This window comes from Bacillus sp. AM1(2019), assembly GCF_009906915.1.
GTDB classification, from domain to species: domain Bacteria; phylum Bacillota; class Bacilli; order Bacillales; family Bacillaceae; genus Bacillus; species Bacillus velezensis.
Genome location: NZ_CP047644.1, coordinates 2,209,132 through 2,225,006, shown reverse-complemented (window position 1 = coordinate 2,225,006; position 15,875 = coordinate 2,209,132). Strand labels below are relative to the sequence as shown.

Below are 15,875 nucleotides of genomic sequence, written 5' to 3'. Positions count from 1 at the left end.
AATGTATAGGAATTATTAAAGAACAAAAGATTGAGGTCAGTTGGAATCCTATGACATCGAGCCATTATCAAAAACTAGGATATGAATTTACCTTCTGGAGGGATAAATTTCATGTGCCATATTATCATTTACCACTTACTTCTGAAAAAACGGTTTTAGTTTCTTGTGATAAAGAGAAATGCACAAATGTTAAGTCGGTTAAATATGAGGAATTTAACCGGTTGTACAAAAATAAAAAATACGAATGTAAAAGACATAGCCATTCTTATTATAAGGGTAAAGCAAGGGAAAGAGGATTTATTTTAACATCAGAATACAAAGGTGTAAAAGGTAAAGTTGATTTGATCTGTTTAAAGAATGGTCATAAATCAACAAAATTGTGGTCTCAAATTAATAATGGATCTAAATGTTTAAAATGTCATCAGGAAAGCCTGAAATTGAGCATTGATTATATTAAAGAGGAATTCTTAAAGAAAAACCTATTGCTCTTATCAAATGAATACGCCAACGAAAAGAGCAAGTTAGCTTTTAAATGTGAGAATGGACACTATGGAGAAATTGCGTGGAACTATTTTCAACAAGGAGGGGGATGCCAGCAGTGCTATAGGAAGAGTCGATTTAGAGAAGGTAATCCGAGGTGGAATAAGAATAAAACTGATACTCAGAGGATAAATGACAGAAAGTATCATGAATATTTACAGTGGAGAAAGAAAGTTCTACAGAGGGATGATTACACATGTCAAAAATGCTGGCTTAAAAAGAAAAAATATTTAACTGCTCACCATATCTATAATTATATGGAGCATAAAGATATTCGACTAGAAGTTGATAACGGGTTGACCTTGTGTGATTCTTGCCATGAACATTTTCATAATACATATGGATACACTAACAACAATTATATGCAATTGTTTATGTACTTAAAAGAAAGGGGGATGAAGTAGCGAAGCAATATGAAAGGGTATATTTCACGTATGGTAATCATGATCTTTATTTACTCAGCAAAAATCAGCAACGAAAATACTCAGATTCATTGGGAAGGTTAAATGATTTAATTCAAAAGGCTGCAGATATCAAGAATGTCACTCCATTGATAAAGTCAACGGATACATACAAAGGGAAAATCTTTGCTGGAGATGTTATGTGGTATCTTCCTAAAGGAAAAGAAGGATGGGATTTCTTCAAAGGAGTCTCAAATGACTCAAACTATATCAGTCTTAATGGATACAGCAAAGAAGATGCGGTAAGAGCAATGTGGAAAGAATCAATGGACTGGTATGATACCCTTCAAAACACTCACATTGATGTATTTGTTTCGCATGTCCCTCCTGTTCACAATCCATATTCACCATTTGAGCCTAACAGCTGCTATATGGTCGATTTGCCTTTCATTAATGCTGAACATTGGGTTTGTGGACACGACCATTTACAAGCCGAGTTTGATAAAGAAGGAACGAGCTTTCACATGAACTGCATTGGATATCCGTATGACTACGATATGTACCCAAGAGTAAATGAGATACCAGGCAATCAAGTTGATACGTATAAAACGTTTGAGCTGAAGACATTTGAGGTCAAATGAAATTCTAATTTTATTTAAAAGGGGGAGTGATAATATGTTTAATGTTTCAAAAGCAATTAAGGAAATGTCAAAAGAAAGTGCTACCGTTGTAGATAACAGCATATTAAATGAAGTTGGTGAGATTCTTAATGGCTTAAATGTTGATTTCACAACAGCAAAAATAGATAGAAAAACAACGAAACTACGCTTAGATTGATAAAATATTGGTTTAATCTCTAAAGCGATTGAAAAGGGGGTTATGGTTTTGAATAAGAGAATAAAGAAGAAGACTCGAAATAGAGTTGAATCGTGGATTATTTATAAGAATCCTAATGGGTCATATAATTCACTGGGTATAAACAAGTTTGGAGAAGTACCATCGCATGCACGCCCTTTACATCCTGAATATGAAGCATTAGGAGAGGTCTTAAATTCATTCCCTAAAGGATTTTACTTTCCTTTGGTTGAGTTGACAAAAGAAGAAGAAAATATGCTGTTCTTTGATCATTATCCTACAGAGTGCGGCGGGTGGCATACAGGAGATAGAGATACGTGGGGTATTTGGGGACAGAGATACTTATTGAAAAAGGTATTGGATGGGTGTTTCGAATACGTTTCAAGATAAAATGTTTTTTCTGATTTTATCCAGAGAGGGGAAATGATATGGATTACACAAAACTGTTAGAAGAAAAGTACCCAATTAGTATTATTCAGTATGTAAGACAGAGAGAGGGTTTAGAAAAGAAAGACGGCGCCATGGATAAAGAAATTTTAGAAATGACGAACTCGGAAGTGTTTAGAGATGTTCTAGCGTGGAATGGCCTTCTTGGAGGATGGTATCACATAATTAAAGATTGGATTGAGAGCATTTATGGAATCGATCTTGATGACTTTGAAAAGTGAAACCATGTCGTATGGGAAATGCGATAAATGTTTTCATTTTGGGCATTTGCAAAAACACTCATACGGAATTTTTTATTGGTATTTTTGCAAAACATGTTATTTAACTGCAACAACAAAAGTTTCTTCTTACTTTGAGACTTCGTACAAGAAAGAGGGATGGCGTGGGTAAATTAGATGAATATTTATCAAAAACAAATGAACGGTTATTAAATGACTTTACGTGGGGAAGTCAAGGGTATGGTGAGTTCTCTGAATTTATGAATTTGGTAAGAAATATGCGCGCACAAAAAGAAGAACATAAAAATGAACATCAGCACACTTGTACATGGCAATGCAATGATTGCGGTTATGCTTGGACTGGTGATGAAACAGATTTTGATTGTCCAAAATGCGAAGGAAACGATATTGAAGAAATAGATAGTAGCATTTAAAAGAGCAGCAAAGAGCTTTCAAATTTTATACAGGGAGCTTTTAAGTACGAAAGCAGTCCCCACATCGTCAACAGTCCTGTAAATAACCCGAAAGGAAGTGACTTTTATAATTTTAATAAGCACGCTTTTCGTATTGTCTATTTTAATATTGATCGGGAAAGGACACGAGGATCATTGTTACAAATGCCATAACGGACATCTATTTAGTAAGCCTCGAGCTCAGACAGTTCAGGACTACGATGGTTTTAACGAAGAGATAAAAGTATGCCCTTATTGCGGATGCGACGAGTCTTTTTATGAGAAATTAACAGGTGTCCATAATGAGGTTTAGGTAAAGAACTAGTTAAAATGTTGATTTCATTTAGAAGGGGGTAAGTTTAATGAAAGAGATTGAATTTGATGAAGTTAAGAAATTTGTTGAAGTAATGTCTAGACAATTTAGATCAACAAGGGTGATAAAAATTCACATTAGTTATGCTGAATGGTTGGTTGCTGAAGTTGAGCGTTTAAACGAGCTTTTGAGGAAAGGAGAGGAATTTTCCTAATCAATGGATAGTAAAGAGAAAGAGTCTATTTCTGAGGCGGAATCCTTTTACATAAGCACTCTTGAAATTTCAAGAAGATTGGATAACGATCATAAAGATATATTGAAAAAAGTAAGACTTATAGCTGAAAGAATGCTGATATCACTAAATAGTCCAAATGAATTTATAAAAACATCGTTCTATATTAATTCACAAAATAAACAACAAAAGATGTATGTAGTGTCTAGAGAGGTTGTATTAGAACTTCTTAAGACGTGTACAAGAAAAAATTACATAAAAGCAACTCAAATGCTAGATTACATGAGTGATAATGATAAGGAAAGATATATGCCAAAGACTTTTTCTGAAAATCAGTTTATCACTTTAATGAAAAAATTAATGCCAAGCATAAAAGTTGAACCACAATATAGGGTGTTAAACTATTTTGTTGATTTATTTATACCTGAATTAAAAATATTTATTGAGTACGATGAAGAATATCATAAGCGCAATTCGGTTGCAATAAATGATAATCATAGACAAAATGGCATTTTAGATCATATAAACGACAAGGATATGATGTTTATCCGAGTCAATAGCTCAAATATGTATAAGATACTTAGAAAATTAGTTTTCTTAACAGAACTCAAAAAAATAAATTCTCAACTATTTTTAAAAAGAAAGGAATGGTTTTTTGATTAAAGTTGTAAATGGCAATATTTTAAATGCCTCTGAAGATATTATTTGTCATCAAGTAAATTGTCAAGGAGTTATGGGGGCTGGATTGGCGAAGCAAATCAAAGAAAAGTATCCATCTGCATACAGAGTTTATAAATACATGTGCGACAACGTAGTGTACAAGCCTGACTTGTTGGGAAAGGTTCGAGAAGTAAAAGAGCATGACGGAAAGATTATCGCCCATATCTTTGGACAACTCTCTTATGGAAGAGGAAGGGTATTCACTGACTATGAGGCTTTAAAGTGTGGCTTAGAGCTAATTAAAACCTCAGCCATGACAAATAGAAGATCCATTGCCTTGCCTTATGGAATCGGGTGCGGTTTGGCAGGTCGAAATTGGAATGAGGTAAACAAAATGATCGAATCCATTTTCGGGGCTACGATGTGACAATTTACAAGTTAGATTAAAACTAATTTTAGGATAAAAATAAAATAAGAGAATTAGAGGTGGATGGTAATAGCTGAAGAATATAAAACTATTCAAATACTGTTCAACAAAATGGAAAGACAAATGGGTACGGTGAAAGAAGCTCTCGAGAACAAAGAATACGAAAGAGCCCACCGTAACCTAATCAACCTTTCAGATAACAATGAAGAATTAATGCAGGAAATCAGGTGGGCTCGGAAAGGGATTAAGATTTAACTTTTCTTCTTTCTTCATGGTTCCATTCGTACAACTCTTCAATTGAGCAACCAATGGCATCAGCAAAAGTCATGCCCGTAGCCAAGTTCATGTTTGCTTTAGCTCCACTTATATAATCGTGGATACGTTGTCTGGGGTATCCTGTGCGTTTGAAAAGGTCATCAACTGTGAGGTCATATTCAAACATTAATTCATTTAAACGAGGGCGCAGGGGTGTCCATTGCTTCATTTCGAACACTTCTTTCAATATTAATTAACATAAAACAGTGTAGCAAAGGTTTATTCTAATTTCAATTTTAGTTTCAATATTTTAGGAGAGTGATTGATTGGGAGGTACAAACCAAGGCAAGGTTTTTGAAGCAAATATAGAAAAATCAGCTGCAGATCAAAAGCTGTTCTTCTATAGAATTAAAGATGTTAACCCAATGTTTTTGAAAAGGGGAGCAGCTGTATCAAAAAACAAATACGATTGTTTCCTGCACTTTAAAGGTTATCTTTTTCCTTTTGAACTTAAATCAACAAAGAACAAGTCTGTATCTTTCAGTGAAAAGATCATCAAGCCACAACAGATTAAACACTTAAAAGAGGCAACGCAATATCCAAACATAATTCCTGGTTTTCTATTTCAGTTTAGAGAGCCGGAAAACAAAGTTTATTTCGTACATATTAATGATTTCCTTACATATAAGAACATAGCTGAAAATCAGTTGTCACATACATATAAGAATAAAGTAAACAAATCCAGTATTCCAATTGCAATTTGCGAAGAGATCGGCACAGAAGTCCGTTCGATGAAGAAAAAAGTTAACTATACATATTATCTGAACAAGCTTTGCAATGATTTGATTAAAAAAGAACAGCAGAGTGTGAGCGCTGTATGAGTGAATTCGTTAAATCATCTTCAAAGCAATCGTTTGAAATAGAAAAATATCATATAACGATTGAAAGCATGAATCAACCATCAGCTGAAGCAATTAAGAAAGTCAACCTAAAAGTGAATGAAGTAATGTCTAATTTATTAGCAAAAGAAAAGAGCCATTAAACCGGCTCTTTTTTTGTTGTACCTAAACTATAATGCTTGTGACGATTATCGGGATGACCTTAATGCCGGTCGCGATGAATCATATTGCCGGCGGGGAAGGCAGCAAGGATTTCGGTGATCCGGCTAACCTTGCCCTCGGATTTACGGTGCTCGTCATCATCGTGCTGCTTTATCGGTTTACAAAAGGATTTTTGAAATCCATTTCGATTTTAATCGGCATTGTCATCGGGACGGCCATCGCATATTTTATGGGAAAAGTGCAATTTGACAATGTGGCGAATGCTGACGCAATTCAAATGATTAAACCGTTTTACTTCGGGACGCCGACATTTCATGCGGCACCGATTATTACGATGTCCATCGTTGCCATTGTCAGCCTTGTTGAATCAACCGGCGTCTATTTCGCTCTCGGTGACCTGACAAACCGGCGCCTGTCTGAACGTGATTTAGCAAAAGGCTACCGTGCGGAAGGCTTGGCGGTATTCATCAGCGGCATTTTTAATGCTTTTCCGTACACGGCTTATTCCCAAAACGTCGGCCTCGTGCAGCTGACAGGAATTAAGAAAAACGGGGTTATCGGTGTCACGGGCGCACTTTTAATGCTCTTCGGCCTTTTTCCGAAAATCGCAGCCTTCACGACAATTATCCCGTCTTCCGTACTGGGAGGCGCGATGGTGGCCATGTTCGGCATGGTCATTTCCTATGGCATTAAAATGCTCAGTCAAATTGACTTTAAAAAGCAGGAAAACCTTCTGATCGTCGCGTGTTCGGTCGGATTGGGACTCGGTGTAACCGTCGTTCCCGATATGTTTAAGCACCTGCCGTCTTACTTAAATCTGCTGACCACAAACGGAATCGTCGCCGGAAGCTTTACCGCCGTGATTTTGAATATTGTTTATAACATGATTCCTAAAACGAAAAAAACCCTTGATGTGACAAGGGTTCAAGAGGGTTAGTTACCCGTTTTTCTTTAAAATAACATCTTATTTTATCCAGATCGAGGATGCTTCCGAAAGTTGCTGAACTTTTTGCGAGGCATTCTCTTTCATTTTTTGAAAAAGAAACTAAATTGAGTGATGAGGCATCCGCCTTATTTCGCCGAAAAACCGTCCCGCACTATATGTACGTGAACGAGTATTTTGTGCACAGATCCTTACAAAAGAGAGTGAAAAGAAGGGAAAGCCCCTTCTTTTAATTAATCCATCTTTCAAAAGTTGCGCGATAGAACCCTTCGATTATCTTTACTTTCTTAAGGTAATAAGTAACACCATTCTTAACAGTTGTATTTGGGATATCCCTGTTGAATATTGCCGGCCTCTGGAGATCTGCAGCTTTTGAGTGAGTGCTTGCTTTAGATATTTCAATGCTTTTCCAACGGGGAAGGTGCGATATGAAATTTAACACTGAAACAATTGTACAAAAGTAAAATCTTTATTTAAAATGTTATAAATAAGAATTTTCAATATAGGAGGTTATCTGATGGCAGAAAAGAAAAAAGCTTTAATCATTGTGGATGTACAAAAAGCCTTTGATGATAAAAAGTGGGGAGACCGAAATAACGTAAAGGCGGAAGAAAATATCAGCAAAATACTGAAATTATGGAGAGAAAAAGGATGGACAGTCATATACATACAACATATTTCTGATAAACCTGGTTCTTTATTTTATCCAAAAAATGAGGGGGTTGCTATAAAGGAAATCGTTAAACCTATGGATAAAGAAGTCATTATAACCAAGAAAGTAAACAGCAGCTTTATTGGTACTAATCTAGAAGAGCTTTTAAAAGCAAATGATATAACAACTGTCGTAATCACTGGCTTGACTACGCCGCACTGTGTTTCAACAACCACAAGGATGAGCGGTAATTTAGGATTTGATACATACCTGATTTCAGATGCAACAGCAGCCTTTGGAATGAGAGACCAAAATGATACATATTATGATGCAGAGACTATTCACAATATATCTCTGGCAACATTGCATGATGAATTCGCCACAATATTAACGACTGATCAATTAATCAATGATTTTATAGCCGGCTGAAAAGCATATTCAGGCGCATACAAGGACCTCGTCGGAAAATACGGGGATTACCGACTCTTTTCATCGTCGCAATATCGATTGAAAAAAGGCATCTGCTTCAGATGCTTTTTTTGTTTCTTGTAAACCGGTTTCGGTAAAAATGCTCGGCGGTTAACGGGCTGATTCGGCTTCGGTTTTGAATAACAAAAGGCTTTACTAATCAGCGAATTATTCAAGATTTTTTGGCTTGTGCTGAGTCTGATGTTTTTTGATTTCCTCGAATATATTGGCACTTGATCATCTTTTTGAGGCCGAGGCTCTTTGTTAAGACATTTTGGATCGATCACATTTTTAAGATCTTTGATGGTTAAAGGCTTACAGTCATCTTTTAATTCGTAGCCTAATTGTCCATTAGTTTCTAAAGTGGCATATATATCGATCAATTATTAAGGTCAGTGAAACTAAAAAAAGGGGACAGAGCCCCCTTCATATTCGTAACAGCGCTCATCATTCCCATACCAGATTCCGTTCCATGATAAAACAATTATTGACACCGTCAAAATAGATATTTGGAACTTCTTTTCTGGAAAACAAACATGGAACAAAATGATCTGCTGCACAAGTTCTTAACCCTTTGTTTCTTTAATACAGAACATGTCAATAGTTTTAATTTTGACCCTTCTTTAATATAGAATTGAGAAAAATAATGTCTGGTTGAAAAAAGTAACATGTTAGCAATCATTTATTCTCTCATCTGCACGGTAACATACGGAATATTTTTAGTTATTACTTAAGACAAACTTTCCGCCCGTCATGAAAAATCAGCTTTTGTAGACGGCTGTCCAAGTGCCATCAGCACCATGGAAGGTGATGTTGTCTAAATAATAGGTGATTCCATTCCGGTAAATTGAAGTAGGATAATCAGGGCCAGAACCATTAAGTATGAACGTCGCCAAAGCAGATACTTCCTTCGTTTTACTTTCTGCAGAAGGTGTATCAGCAGGACCTGCGGCAAAAGCAGGGGCGGCAGAACAGAGTAAAGCGAGTGATAGGGCTGAGCCGGCTAAAGTTTTTTTCATTTTCATTGTAAACACTCCTTTTCTTTTTTGATACAATTGTATTATTACATATTATGTTAAATAAGTACATGCTTATCTTTGTTAATTTTTTGTGAACAAACAGATAATCTATTTAAACGCAGAGTTGAAATAAGTATGATGATGAAGCAATTATCATCTATAAAAATAAGATCAGGAAGTAGCTGATTTTCTCAAAAATCATCTGCTCTTGCGAAATGAGGAGTTGCATGACATTTACGGCACGGGCGGTAGCCATTATCAAACAGATACCTGAAGGAAAAGTGATGACGTATGGTCAAATTGCCGGTCTTGCGGGAAGTCCGCGGGGAGCGAGGCAGGTTGTGCGGATTCTTCACTCCATGAGTAAAAAGCATCATCTTCCTTGGCACAGGGTCATCAATGCAAAGGGCGAAATCGGATTGAGAGATGAAGAGATGTTTTCCGTACAGAAGCTGTCTCTTGAAGCTGAGGGGGTAGCGGTCACGTCAGACGGACGGATCGATCTCAATTTATACGTCTATGATCCGAATATGTAAAAAAACCTGCCGTATATCGGCAGGTTTTTCAGTTATATGCTTTGAGCCGGCCAGAAAGGTTTTGCCGGATATAAGGCCATTCCTCCCGAAGGATGGAGTAGTAGGCGGTATCTCTGAGGCCGCCGTCGACAGCCGGAATGTGTGCGCGGCGGATCCCTTCAAATTGGGCTCCGATCCGCAAAATCGCAGTCCGTGAGCGCTGGTTGCGAACGTCGGTTTTCAGCGTCACCCTGACAGCTTGCCACACGTCAAACGCATGGGTCAGCATCAGAAGTTTACATTCCGTATTGACACCGGTCCGCTGCACGGCAGAGGCATACCAAGTGCTGCCGATCTCACACACTTCCGGAGATGCATCTGTCGGCCGCGTAAACACTTCCGCATCCATAAACCTCGTGCTCCCGACGATTCGGTCTGTTTCAAGACTCCGTACTGCAAAAGGCAATGCAAGTCTTTTTTCATAATCGGAAAGCGCGCGCTCAATATAACGCTTTGTTTCTTCGATTCCGTCAGGAACATGGGTGTAAGCGTAAGTCGTCCTATTTTCTGAAGCAGCGTCACAAAGTGCCTGAGTGTGATCAATCGCCAGCGGCTCTAACTGAACGAGTGACCCTTTAAGAATGACAGGCTTCAGCATTCCTATCACAACCTTTTTTTTATGAATGGATCAAGTATAGTCGAACGGTTTCTTATTCAAAAGGGCCAATTTCCTATTAAAATGGCATGTCAGTGAAATTCTCGATTCACACTTATGCATACATTCAGGAAAAAAGCGGAAACCTTTATGTAAAGAGGTGATGGGCATGGCATATGTGTTATCTGTCGGAACGAGCATTCCGAAGTATCATGTCTCGCAAGAAACGGCGGCGGATTTTGCGAGAGGGATGTTTGCCGATTCATTTAAGGATATTGACCGGCTGTTAAAAGCCTTTCAAAACGGCGAAATTGAATCAAGGCAGTTTGTCCGGCCGATTGAATGGTATAAAACGGCACGGGGTTTTTCAGAAAAAAACCGGCTGTATACGGAAGAAACCGTCAAGCACAGTGCGGATGCGGCACTTGATTGTTTAACAAACCCGGATTGTTTAACAAATCCCTTTCCGTATGAAAAAGTGGATGCGATCTTTTTTATTTCCAGCACCGGGCTTTCGACACCCAGCATTGAAGCGAAAGTGATGAATCAGCTTCCGTTTTCTGCGAAAACAAAACGGATACCGATCTGGGGTTTAGGATGCGCGGGCGGAGCGGCCGGCCTGTCCAGGGCGTACGAATACTGCCGCGCGTATCCTGAAGCATACGCGCTTGTCATCGCGGCTGAACTCTGCAGCTTAACGTTTCAGCCGAACGACAAGTCAAAAAGCAACTTAATCGGAACTTCCCTGTTTGCGGACGGAATTGCCGCAGTACTAATCGGAGGAGAAAAGGCGAACCGAAACGACGTCAAACAGCCGCTTCTTCCGCGGATATTCGCCACTCAATCGGTGATGATGCCGGATGCGGAAGATGTGATGGGCTGGGAATTCACCGACAGCGGTTTTCAAGTCATTTTTTCAAGAGATATTCCCACCCTGGTTTCACAGTGGCTGAAGGACAATGTTGATGAATTTTTATTTGAATATGGTGTCAGTCCTCACGACATTAAAACCTTTCTTGCCCATCCAGGCGGGAAAAAGGTCATTGACGCCTATTTAACGAGTCTTTCAATGGACACCGGTCAGCTTGCGGCATCTCGGAAGGTGCTGCAAAAACACGGGAACATGTCTTCCGTAACTATTTTTCATGTGATAAAAGAACAGTTGCTCCACGGACGGCAGAAAGAAAACGAAAAAGGGCTGATCGGCGCTCTCGGGCCGGGATTTTCGTCTGAGCTTTTGCTGTTCAGCTGGGAAAAGGGGGCTTCTTAATGTTTTTGCTGTTTATCATGCTGCTTGCGGCCCAGCGGATTGCGGAGATGATCGTGGCCCGGCGCAATGAGCAAAAGGTGAAAAAGCAAGGCGCAGTCGAATACGGAGAAGGACATTATCCCTTTCTCGTCCTGATGCATGTGCTCTTTTTTGTCTCTCTTACAGCTGAGGTGGCGGCGTTTCAAAAAACGCTTTCTCCAAGGTGGGCCGCCATTATATGTATCATTTTATTTGTACAGGGGATCAGGTATTGGGCGCTATTATCATTAGGACGGTATTGGAATACTAAAATCCTTGTCGTGCCGGATGCGGAGCTTGTCAGAAAGGGGCCGTACAGGTGGATGAAACACCCGAACTACGCGGTCGTCATCTTAGAATTTATTTTTCTGCCGCTGTTATACGGAGCGTATTGGACACTGTTTCTCTTTTCGATTCTCAATGCCTGCATGCTCACTGTGAGGATTCGCGCCGAAGAGAAAGCGCTAGAAGAAAACACCGCAAAATAGAGATTGAAAATCATTCTCACTCATGATAAGATATAAATATGAAAATGATTCTCATTCAAGGTGGTGCCGAAAATGACAATGTTATTTTTATTTGCAGCCGTTTGTACATACAGTGTTTTAATTGGTTTCGTATTGAAAAAAGTTTCGAATAAATCGATGTCTTCTTAAACATCTGCGGTTTTTCCTGCCGCGGGTGTTTTTTCTTTATCAGCTGCCGATATCGGCGGCTTTTTTGCGTTTCCTGAAGAAAAGTGTGCCATTCTTGTGTAAAATGGGGGAGAGGTTTTTTTCAGAGCTTTCTAAAAATGAAAACGTCATTTGATGCGACAGACACAAAGGGGTAAAGACACATGACAGAAGAAGAACGCCATAACAGGGAGATTTTCAGCAGAACGGGTGCCTTATACGCACAATTTTTGGATCATCAGGATGAAAAACGGGCCGATCAGCTCGTGGCCATTATGAAAAAAGCGGCTGATGAAGAGGTTTATATCGCGTTTACCGGGCATTATTCGGCCGGAAAGTCCTCTTTATTAAACACATTGCTCGGTGAAGACATACTGCCGACAAGCCCGATTCCTACAAGCGCCAACCTCGTTGTCATCCGGCACGGTGAAGATAAAGTCGTGCTTCATACGACGGACGGTGCTTATGCAGAGATCAAAGGAAGTTACGATAAAGAACAAGTGCAGCAATTCTGTAAAGATGGTGAGCAAATTGAGACGGTGGAAGTCTATGCCGGCTTTAAGGAGTCAGAGCCTTATGCGGCCTACATCGACACACCGGGAATTGATTCGACGGACGAAGCGCATTTTTTATCTGCGTCTTCGGTTCTCCATCAGGCTGACGCTTTATTTTACGTCGTTCATTATAATCACGTTCATTCAGAAGAAAATATGATGTTTCTCAGTTCCATCAAAGACCGTATTCCGAATTTGTTTCTGATCGTCAACCAAATTGACAGGCATGATGAAACTGAAACGAAGTTTGAAGCGTACCGCAGGCAGGTGGAAGATATGCTTGAAGACGCGGGAATACCGAAAGAATCGCTTTTCTTTACGTCTGTCACTGAGCCTGACCATCCTTTAAACGGCATGGAACAGCTGAAAAAACATCTGCAGAAGCTGAAACAGCAGGCAAAAACAAATTTATGGTCCTTAACGGAGAGAAAAGTCGCACACTTAGTCACAGAGCATACAGAGATGCTCGTAAAAGAAGATAAAAACGGCAGCGGAGAGCAGTTTGACAAACAAGAAGCACTTGTCCGTTCTGTTGAAGATGAGCTTAAAAAAGCCGTTCAACAGGCTGAAACAGCAGAGAAAGACATCAGAAAAGACGTGCAGAACATATTGCAAAACGCTAATCTGACACCCTTTGAGATGAGGGAGCTTGCATCTGCTTATATTGAATCACAGCAGCCCTCATTTAAAACTGGGTTATTCTTTTCAAAAGCGAAAACGGCTTCGGAAAAAGAAAGAAGGCGTGCTGAATTTTTTGCCGATATTAAAAAAAGAACGGAAGGGGAAGCGGATTGGCATATTATCGACACATTTACGAAAGCGGCCAAGCGGTATGAAGCGGATTCGGACGAACTGATCAGGAAAATCCAGGCGTACCGTACACCGCTTTCTGATGATATCACCGCTCAGGCCCTTAAGCAGGGAGCGGCCTTTTCATCTGAATACGTATTAACTTATACGAAAGACCTCGCTGAAATGATCAGAAGGGAAGCCAAAAGACAGACAGCGGAACTCATTGAGGAGCTGACCGCTTATGTTCAGACAAAAAACGGACCGCTCATTGAGAACTTGAAAAACCGGCTCGAAAAAGAAAAGAAAATAAGGGATGAGCTCGCGCAATCGGCAAAAGAAGAACGCAATGCCTTGGAAAAAGCAGCCCGAGTCCGCGCTTTGTGGGAAGAAGAATTGACCTGTGATACGGGAAACGGCGACTGGTATACGCGAAAAAAACGCCTTGCAAAAGCGCCTGTCCAAAAAGAGAAACCAAAAGAGGCTGTACGGCATGAAGTAAGCAAGCCCGAAAAAAATGCGATGAAGGAACTTCCTATAAAAGAGCAGACTGATCGGTTCTATGAGCTTGCCGGGATTCTTGAATCCTCAAGCATATTAGGAAAACAGGCAGAAGCCTTTCGAAGCAGGATTGAGCGGCTTGAAAACCGCCAGTTTACCTTGGCGTTATTCGGCGGATTCAGTTCCGGTAAATCATCATTTGCAAATGCGCTTGTCGGTGAATACGTGCTTCCGTCATCTCCGACGCCCACAACGGCTACGATCAACAAAATAACGAAACCGCAAGACGGCAAACCGCATAAATCTGCGGAGATCGTTTTTAAAACGGAGGAGGAGCTGGACGCTGAAATGCTTCAGCTGACTGAGCTGAAAGACGCTGACGTAAAGGGGCGTTCACTGAAAGAGAGATGGAATTATGCCATTAAAAAGGGAAAAGTTCCGGGTGAACTTATTCCTGTGATTCAGACGATGCTGCAGGCGTTTGATACGTATGAAGAACAGATCCGTCAAAGGCTGACACTGACGGTGCCGGTTGAAGATGTAAAACCGTACGCAGCCGAAGAAAAAACGGCCTGCTGCGTAAAAGAAGTCACCGTCTATTATGATTCGCCTCTCACGCAAAAAGGCATCACCATTGTTGATACGCCGGGAGCAAGCAGTATCAATAAGCGCCATACGGAACTTGCCTTTCAATATATAAAAGATGCTGACGCGTTCTTTTATATGACGTACTATCAGCATTCTTTTTCAAAAGGAGACAGGTCTTTTCTGAAGAAACTCGGCCTCGTCAAAGAAGCATTCGGCATGGATAAAATGTTTTTTGTCATTAACGCCGCCGATCTGGCCAAAACCGAAAGCGAGCTGGAAACCGTCAAAGACTATGTCCGCTCAGAACTCTCAAAAGAGGGAATTAACCGGCCGAAATTATATCATGTCTCAAGTAAAGAAGAGCTTGCGGGTAAAAAAGAAGCTTTTTATAACAGGTTCTCTGATGTAAGAACCGGGCTTGAGCACTTTATTGAGGAAGATGTAATGAGGGCCAGCTGCGCCCAGCTGAAAACAGAGGCGGACAAATTGTGCGGTATGGTGGAACAGCTTCACGAATCTCTTCACCAGTCGGCAGAAGAAAAAGAGAAAAAGAAACAGCGTCTGGAGTCTTCCTATGAAAAAGCTCTCGGTGACATTTCAAAGCGCCGTACGTCTGAGGTCATCATTCGAAAAGTGATGAAAGATACGGAAGAACAGCTCTATCACATTAAACATCGCCTGACGTTTTATGCGAATGATATGCTGAAAACCGCCTTCCATCCGGGTCTTCAAAACGGTGATTGGAAACAAAATATATCAGCGGCGCTGAATGAAGCGCTCAAGGAATTCCGTTTTGAATATATTCAAGAGCTGAAAACGCTCGATATCCGGATGACCGGTTTTATTGAGCGCCATATGACTGAGGAATGGATGGAAAACTGTCAGAAGAAGCTTATGGAAGACGGAGATTTCTCCATTTATGTCAGCGGTGAAAACGAATTTGCCGTTCAGCTGAAAGAGGTCGCTCCGGTCATTGACGTCTCGGCATTCTCACATCACGTAAAGGAAGTTAAATCACCGAAGCAGTTTTTTGAACAGAACGGAAAAGCAGCGTTTGTAGAAGGGCTCAGGCTCAGCCTGCAAAAAGTGACAGAAAAGTGGCTTGAGCAGGAGAAAGAAAGCCTTTCAGAGCGATATGCTGAGCAGGTGCGCCGTCTGCAAGAAGAAATGGCGGATAAAAGCCTGTCCCAGATCCGCGAGCAGCGGGACACTTATTTACAAGGTCTTGCGGAAAATACGAGTGCAAGGGAAATTGAACACCTTTACGAAGCCGAAAAAGCATGGAAAAAGAAAGATGAAATGCTGAAAATTTAAAAATCCGGTTGGCGGGCAGATATCAGTCGTGGTAGACTAAAATGAAAAAAGCGA

20 protein-coding genes and 1 pseudogene are annotated in these 15,875 nt (G+C 40.2%); 18 read left to right on the top strand and 3 right to left on the bottom strand.

The genetic code is table 11. The annotated features are described in order from the left end of the window. Nucleotides 1-113 precede the first annotated feature (113 nt). The 9 genes from GNE05_RS10765 to GNE05_RS10725 all read left to right on the top strand — a co-directional run bounded on the left by GNE05_RS10765 (nt 114) and on the right by GNE05_RS10725 (nt 4,545). On the top strand, nt 114-944 hold the full coding sequence (locus GNE05_RS10765) for an HNH endonuclease (protein WP_236654831.1): 831 nt from the start codon (nt 114-116) through the stop codon (nt 942-944). Beyond that, on the top strand, nt 908-1,582 hold the full coding sequence (locus GNE05_RS10760; RefSeq protein WP_160183204.1) for a metallophosphoesterase family protein: 675 nt from the start codon (nt 908-910) through the stop codon (nt 1,580-1,582). The genes GNE05_RS10765 and GNE05_RS10760 overlap by 37 nt, the downstream gene beginning before the upstream one ends. 34 nt (nt 1,583-1,616) lie before the next feature. Continuing rightward, complete coding sequence (locus tag GNE05_RS10755) at nt 1,617-1,778, top strand: hypothetical protein (RefSeq protein WP_021493460.1); 162 nt, start codon at nt 1,617-1,619, stop codon at nt 1,776-1,778. Between the two features lie 48 nt (nt 1,779-1,826). Continuing rightward, nucleotides 1,827-2,186 carry a hypothetical protein gene (locus tag GNE05_RS10750; RefSeq protein ID WP_201741778.1) on the top strand — a complete coding sequence of 120 codons (360 nt, stop codon included), beginning with the start codon at nt 1,827-1,829 and terminating at the stop codon, nt 2,184-2,186. A 38-nt stretch (nt 2,187-2,224) separates the two neighbouring features. Further along, a complete protein-coding gene (locus GNE05_RS10745) occupies nt 2,225-2,464 on the top strand; it encodes a hypothetical protein (protein ID WP_160182747.1) in 240 nt (79 codons plus the stop codon). Nucleotides 2,465-2,625: 161 nt separating this feature from the next. After that, on the top strand, nt 2,626-2,895 hold the full coding sequence (locus tag GNE05_RS10740) for a hypothetical protein (protein ID WP_160182746.1): 270 nt from the start codon (nt 2,626-2,628) through the stop codon (nt 2,893-2,895). A 380-nt stretch (nt 2,896-3,275) separates the two neighbouring features. After that, nucleotides 3,276-3,440: a hypothetical protein gene (locus GNE05_RS10735; protein WP_160182745.1), complete on the top strand. Its 165-nt coding sequence runs from the start codon at nt 3,276-3,278 to the stop codon at nt 3,438-3,440. A gap of 3 nt (nt 3,441-3,443) precedes the next feature. Next, on the top strand, nt 3,444-4,121 hold the full coding sequence (locus GNE05_RS10730) for a hypothetical protein (RefSeq protein ID WP_160182744.1): 678 nt from the start codon (nt 3,444-3,446) through the stop codon (nt 4,119-4,121). Continuing rightward, a complete protein-coding gene (locus tag GNE05_RS10725) occupies nt 4,114-4,545 on the top strand; it encodes a macro domain-containing protein (RefSeq protein WP_160182743.1) in 432 nt (143 codons plus the stop codon). The genes GNE05_RS10730 and GNE05_RS10725 overlap by 8 nt, the downstream gene beginning before the upstream one ends. A 244-nt stretch (nt 4,546-4,789) precedes the next feature. On the opposite strand, the gene GNE05_RS10720 is transcribed toward GNE05_RS10725, so the two are convergent. Beyond that, nucleotides 4,790-5,029: a helix-turn-helix domain-containing protein gene (locus GNE05_RS10720; protein WP_014470254.1), complete on the bottom strand. Its 240-nt coding sequence runs from the start codon at nt 5,027-5,029 to the stop codon at nt 4,790-4,792. Between the two features lie 97 nt (nt 5,030-5,126). On the opposite strand from GNE05_RS10720, the gene GNE05_RS10715 reads away from it, so the two are divergent. From GNE05_RS10715 to GNE05_RS10700, 4 genes and pseudogenes are all read left to right on the top strand, one after another. Further along, nucleotides 5,127-5,681, top strand: coding sequence for a Holliday junction resolvase RecU (locus GNE05_RS10715; protein ID WP_160182742.1), 555 nt, complete (start codon nt 5,127-5,129; stop codon nt 5,679-5,681). Further along, the gene (locus GNE05_RS21265) at nt 5,678-5,842 is read left to right on the top strand and encodes a hypothetical protein (RefSeq protein WP_020954050.1); all 165 of its coding nucleotides are present in this window, start codon (nt 5,678-5,680) and stop codon (nt 5,840-5,842) included. The genes GNE05_RS10715 and GNE05_RS21265 overlap by 4 nt, the downstream gene beginning before the upstream one ends. Nucleotides 5,843-5,877: 35 nt before the next feature. Then, nucleotides 5,878-6,798: pseudogene (locus tag GNE05_RS10710) on the top strand (nucleobase:cation symporter-2 family protein); the annotation flags it as partial. 523 nt (nt 6,799-7,321) lie between these two features. After that, entirely contained in the window at nt 7,322-7,885 is a 564-nt protein-coding gene (locus GNE05_RS10700) for a cysteine hydrolase family protein (RefSeq protein ID WP_021494221.1), read from the top strand. Nucleotides 7,886-8,685: 800 nt separating this feature from the next. Here the strand turns inward: GNE05_RS10700 and GNE05_RS10695 are convergent. Next, nucleotides 8,686-8,949, bottom strand: a complete 264-nt coding sequence (locus tag GNE05_RS10695) for a hypothetical protein (RefSeq protein ID WP_017418009.1) — start codon at nt 8,947-8,949, stop codon at nt 8,686-8,688. A 221-nt stretch (nt 8,950-9,170) separates the two neighbouring features. Between GNE05_RS10695 and GNE05_RS10690 the strand changes: the two genes are divergently transcribed. Then, nucleotides 9,171-9,479, top strand: a complete 309-nt coding sequence (locus GNE05_RS10690; RefSeq protein ID WP_014418174.1) for an MGMT family protein — start codon at nt 9,171-9,173, stop codon at nt 9,477-9,479. 28 nt (nt 9,480-9,507) lie between these two features. Here the strand turns inward: GNE05_RS10690 and GNE05_RS10685 are convergent, their stop codons facing one another. Next, a complete protein-coding gene (locus tag GNE05_RS10685) occupies nt 9,508-10,116 on the bottom strand; it encodes a GNAT family N-acetyltransferase (protein WP_014418173.1) in 609 nt (202 codons plus the stop codon). Nucleotides 10,117-10,282: 166 nt separating this feature from the next. Here GNE05_RS10685 and GNE05_RS10680 point away from each other — a divergent pair, with 166 nt between their 5' ends. From GNE05_RS10680 to GNE05_RS10665, 4 genes are all read left to right on the top strand, one after another. After that, on the top strand, nt 10,283-11,383 hold the full coding sequence (locus GNE05_RS10680) for a type III polyketide synthase (RefSeq protein WP_160182740.1): 1,101 nt from the start codon (nt 10,283-10,285) through the stop codon (nt 11,381-11,383). Then, a complete protein-coding gene (locus GNE05_RS10675) occupies nt 11,383-11,889 on the top strand; it encodes an isoprenylcysteine carboxyl methyltransferase family protein (protein ID WP_014418171.1) in 507 nt (168 codons plus the stop codon). Before GNE05_RS10680 ends, GNE05_RS10675 begins: the two co-directional genes overlap by 1 nt. Before the next feature lie 72 nt (nt 11,890-11,961). Continuing rightward, nucleotides 11,962-12,057, top strand: coding sequence for a Fur-regulated basic protein FbpC (gene fbpC / locus GNE05_RS10670; protein ID WP_025284905.1), 96 nt, complete (start codon nt 11,962-11,964; stop codon nt 12,055-12,057). Between the two features lie 182 nt (nt 12,058-12,239). Further along, a complete protein-coding gene (locus GNE05_RS10665; protein ID WP_029973665.1) occupies nt 12,240-15,821 on the top strand; it encodes a dynamin GTPase in 3,582 nt (1,193 codons plus the stop codon). The last annotated feature ends 54 nt before the right edge of the window (nt 15,822-15,875 follow it).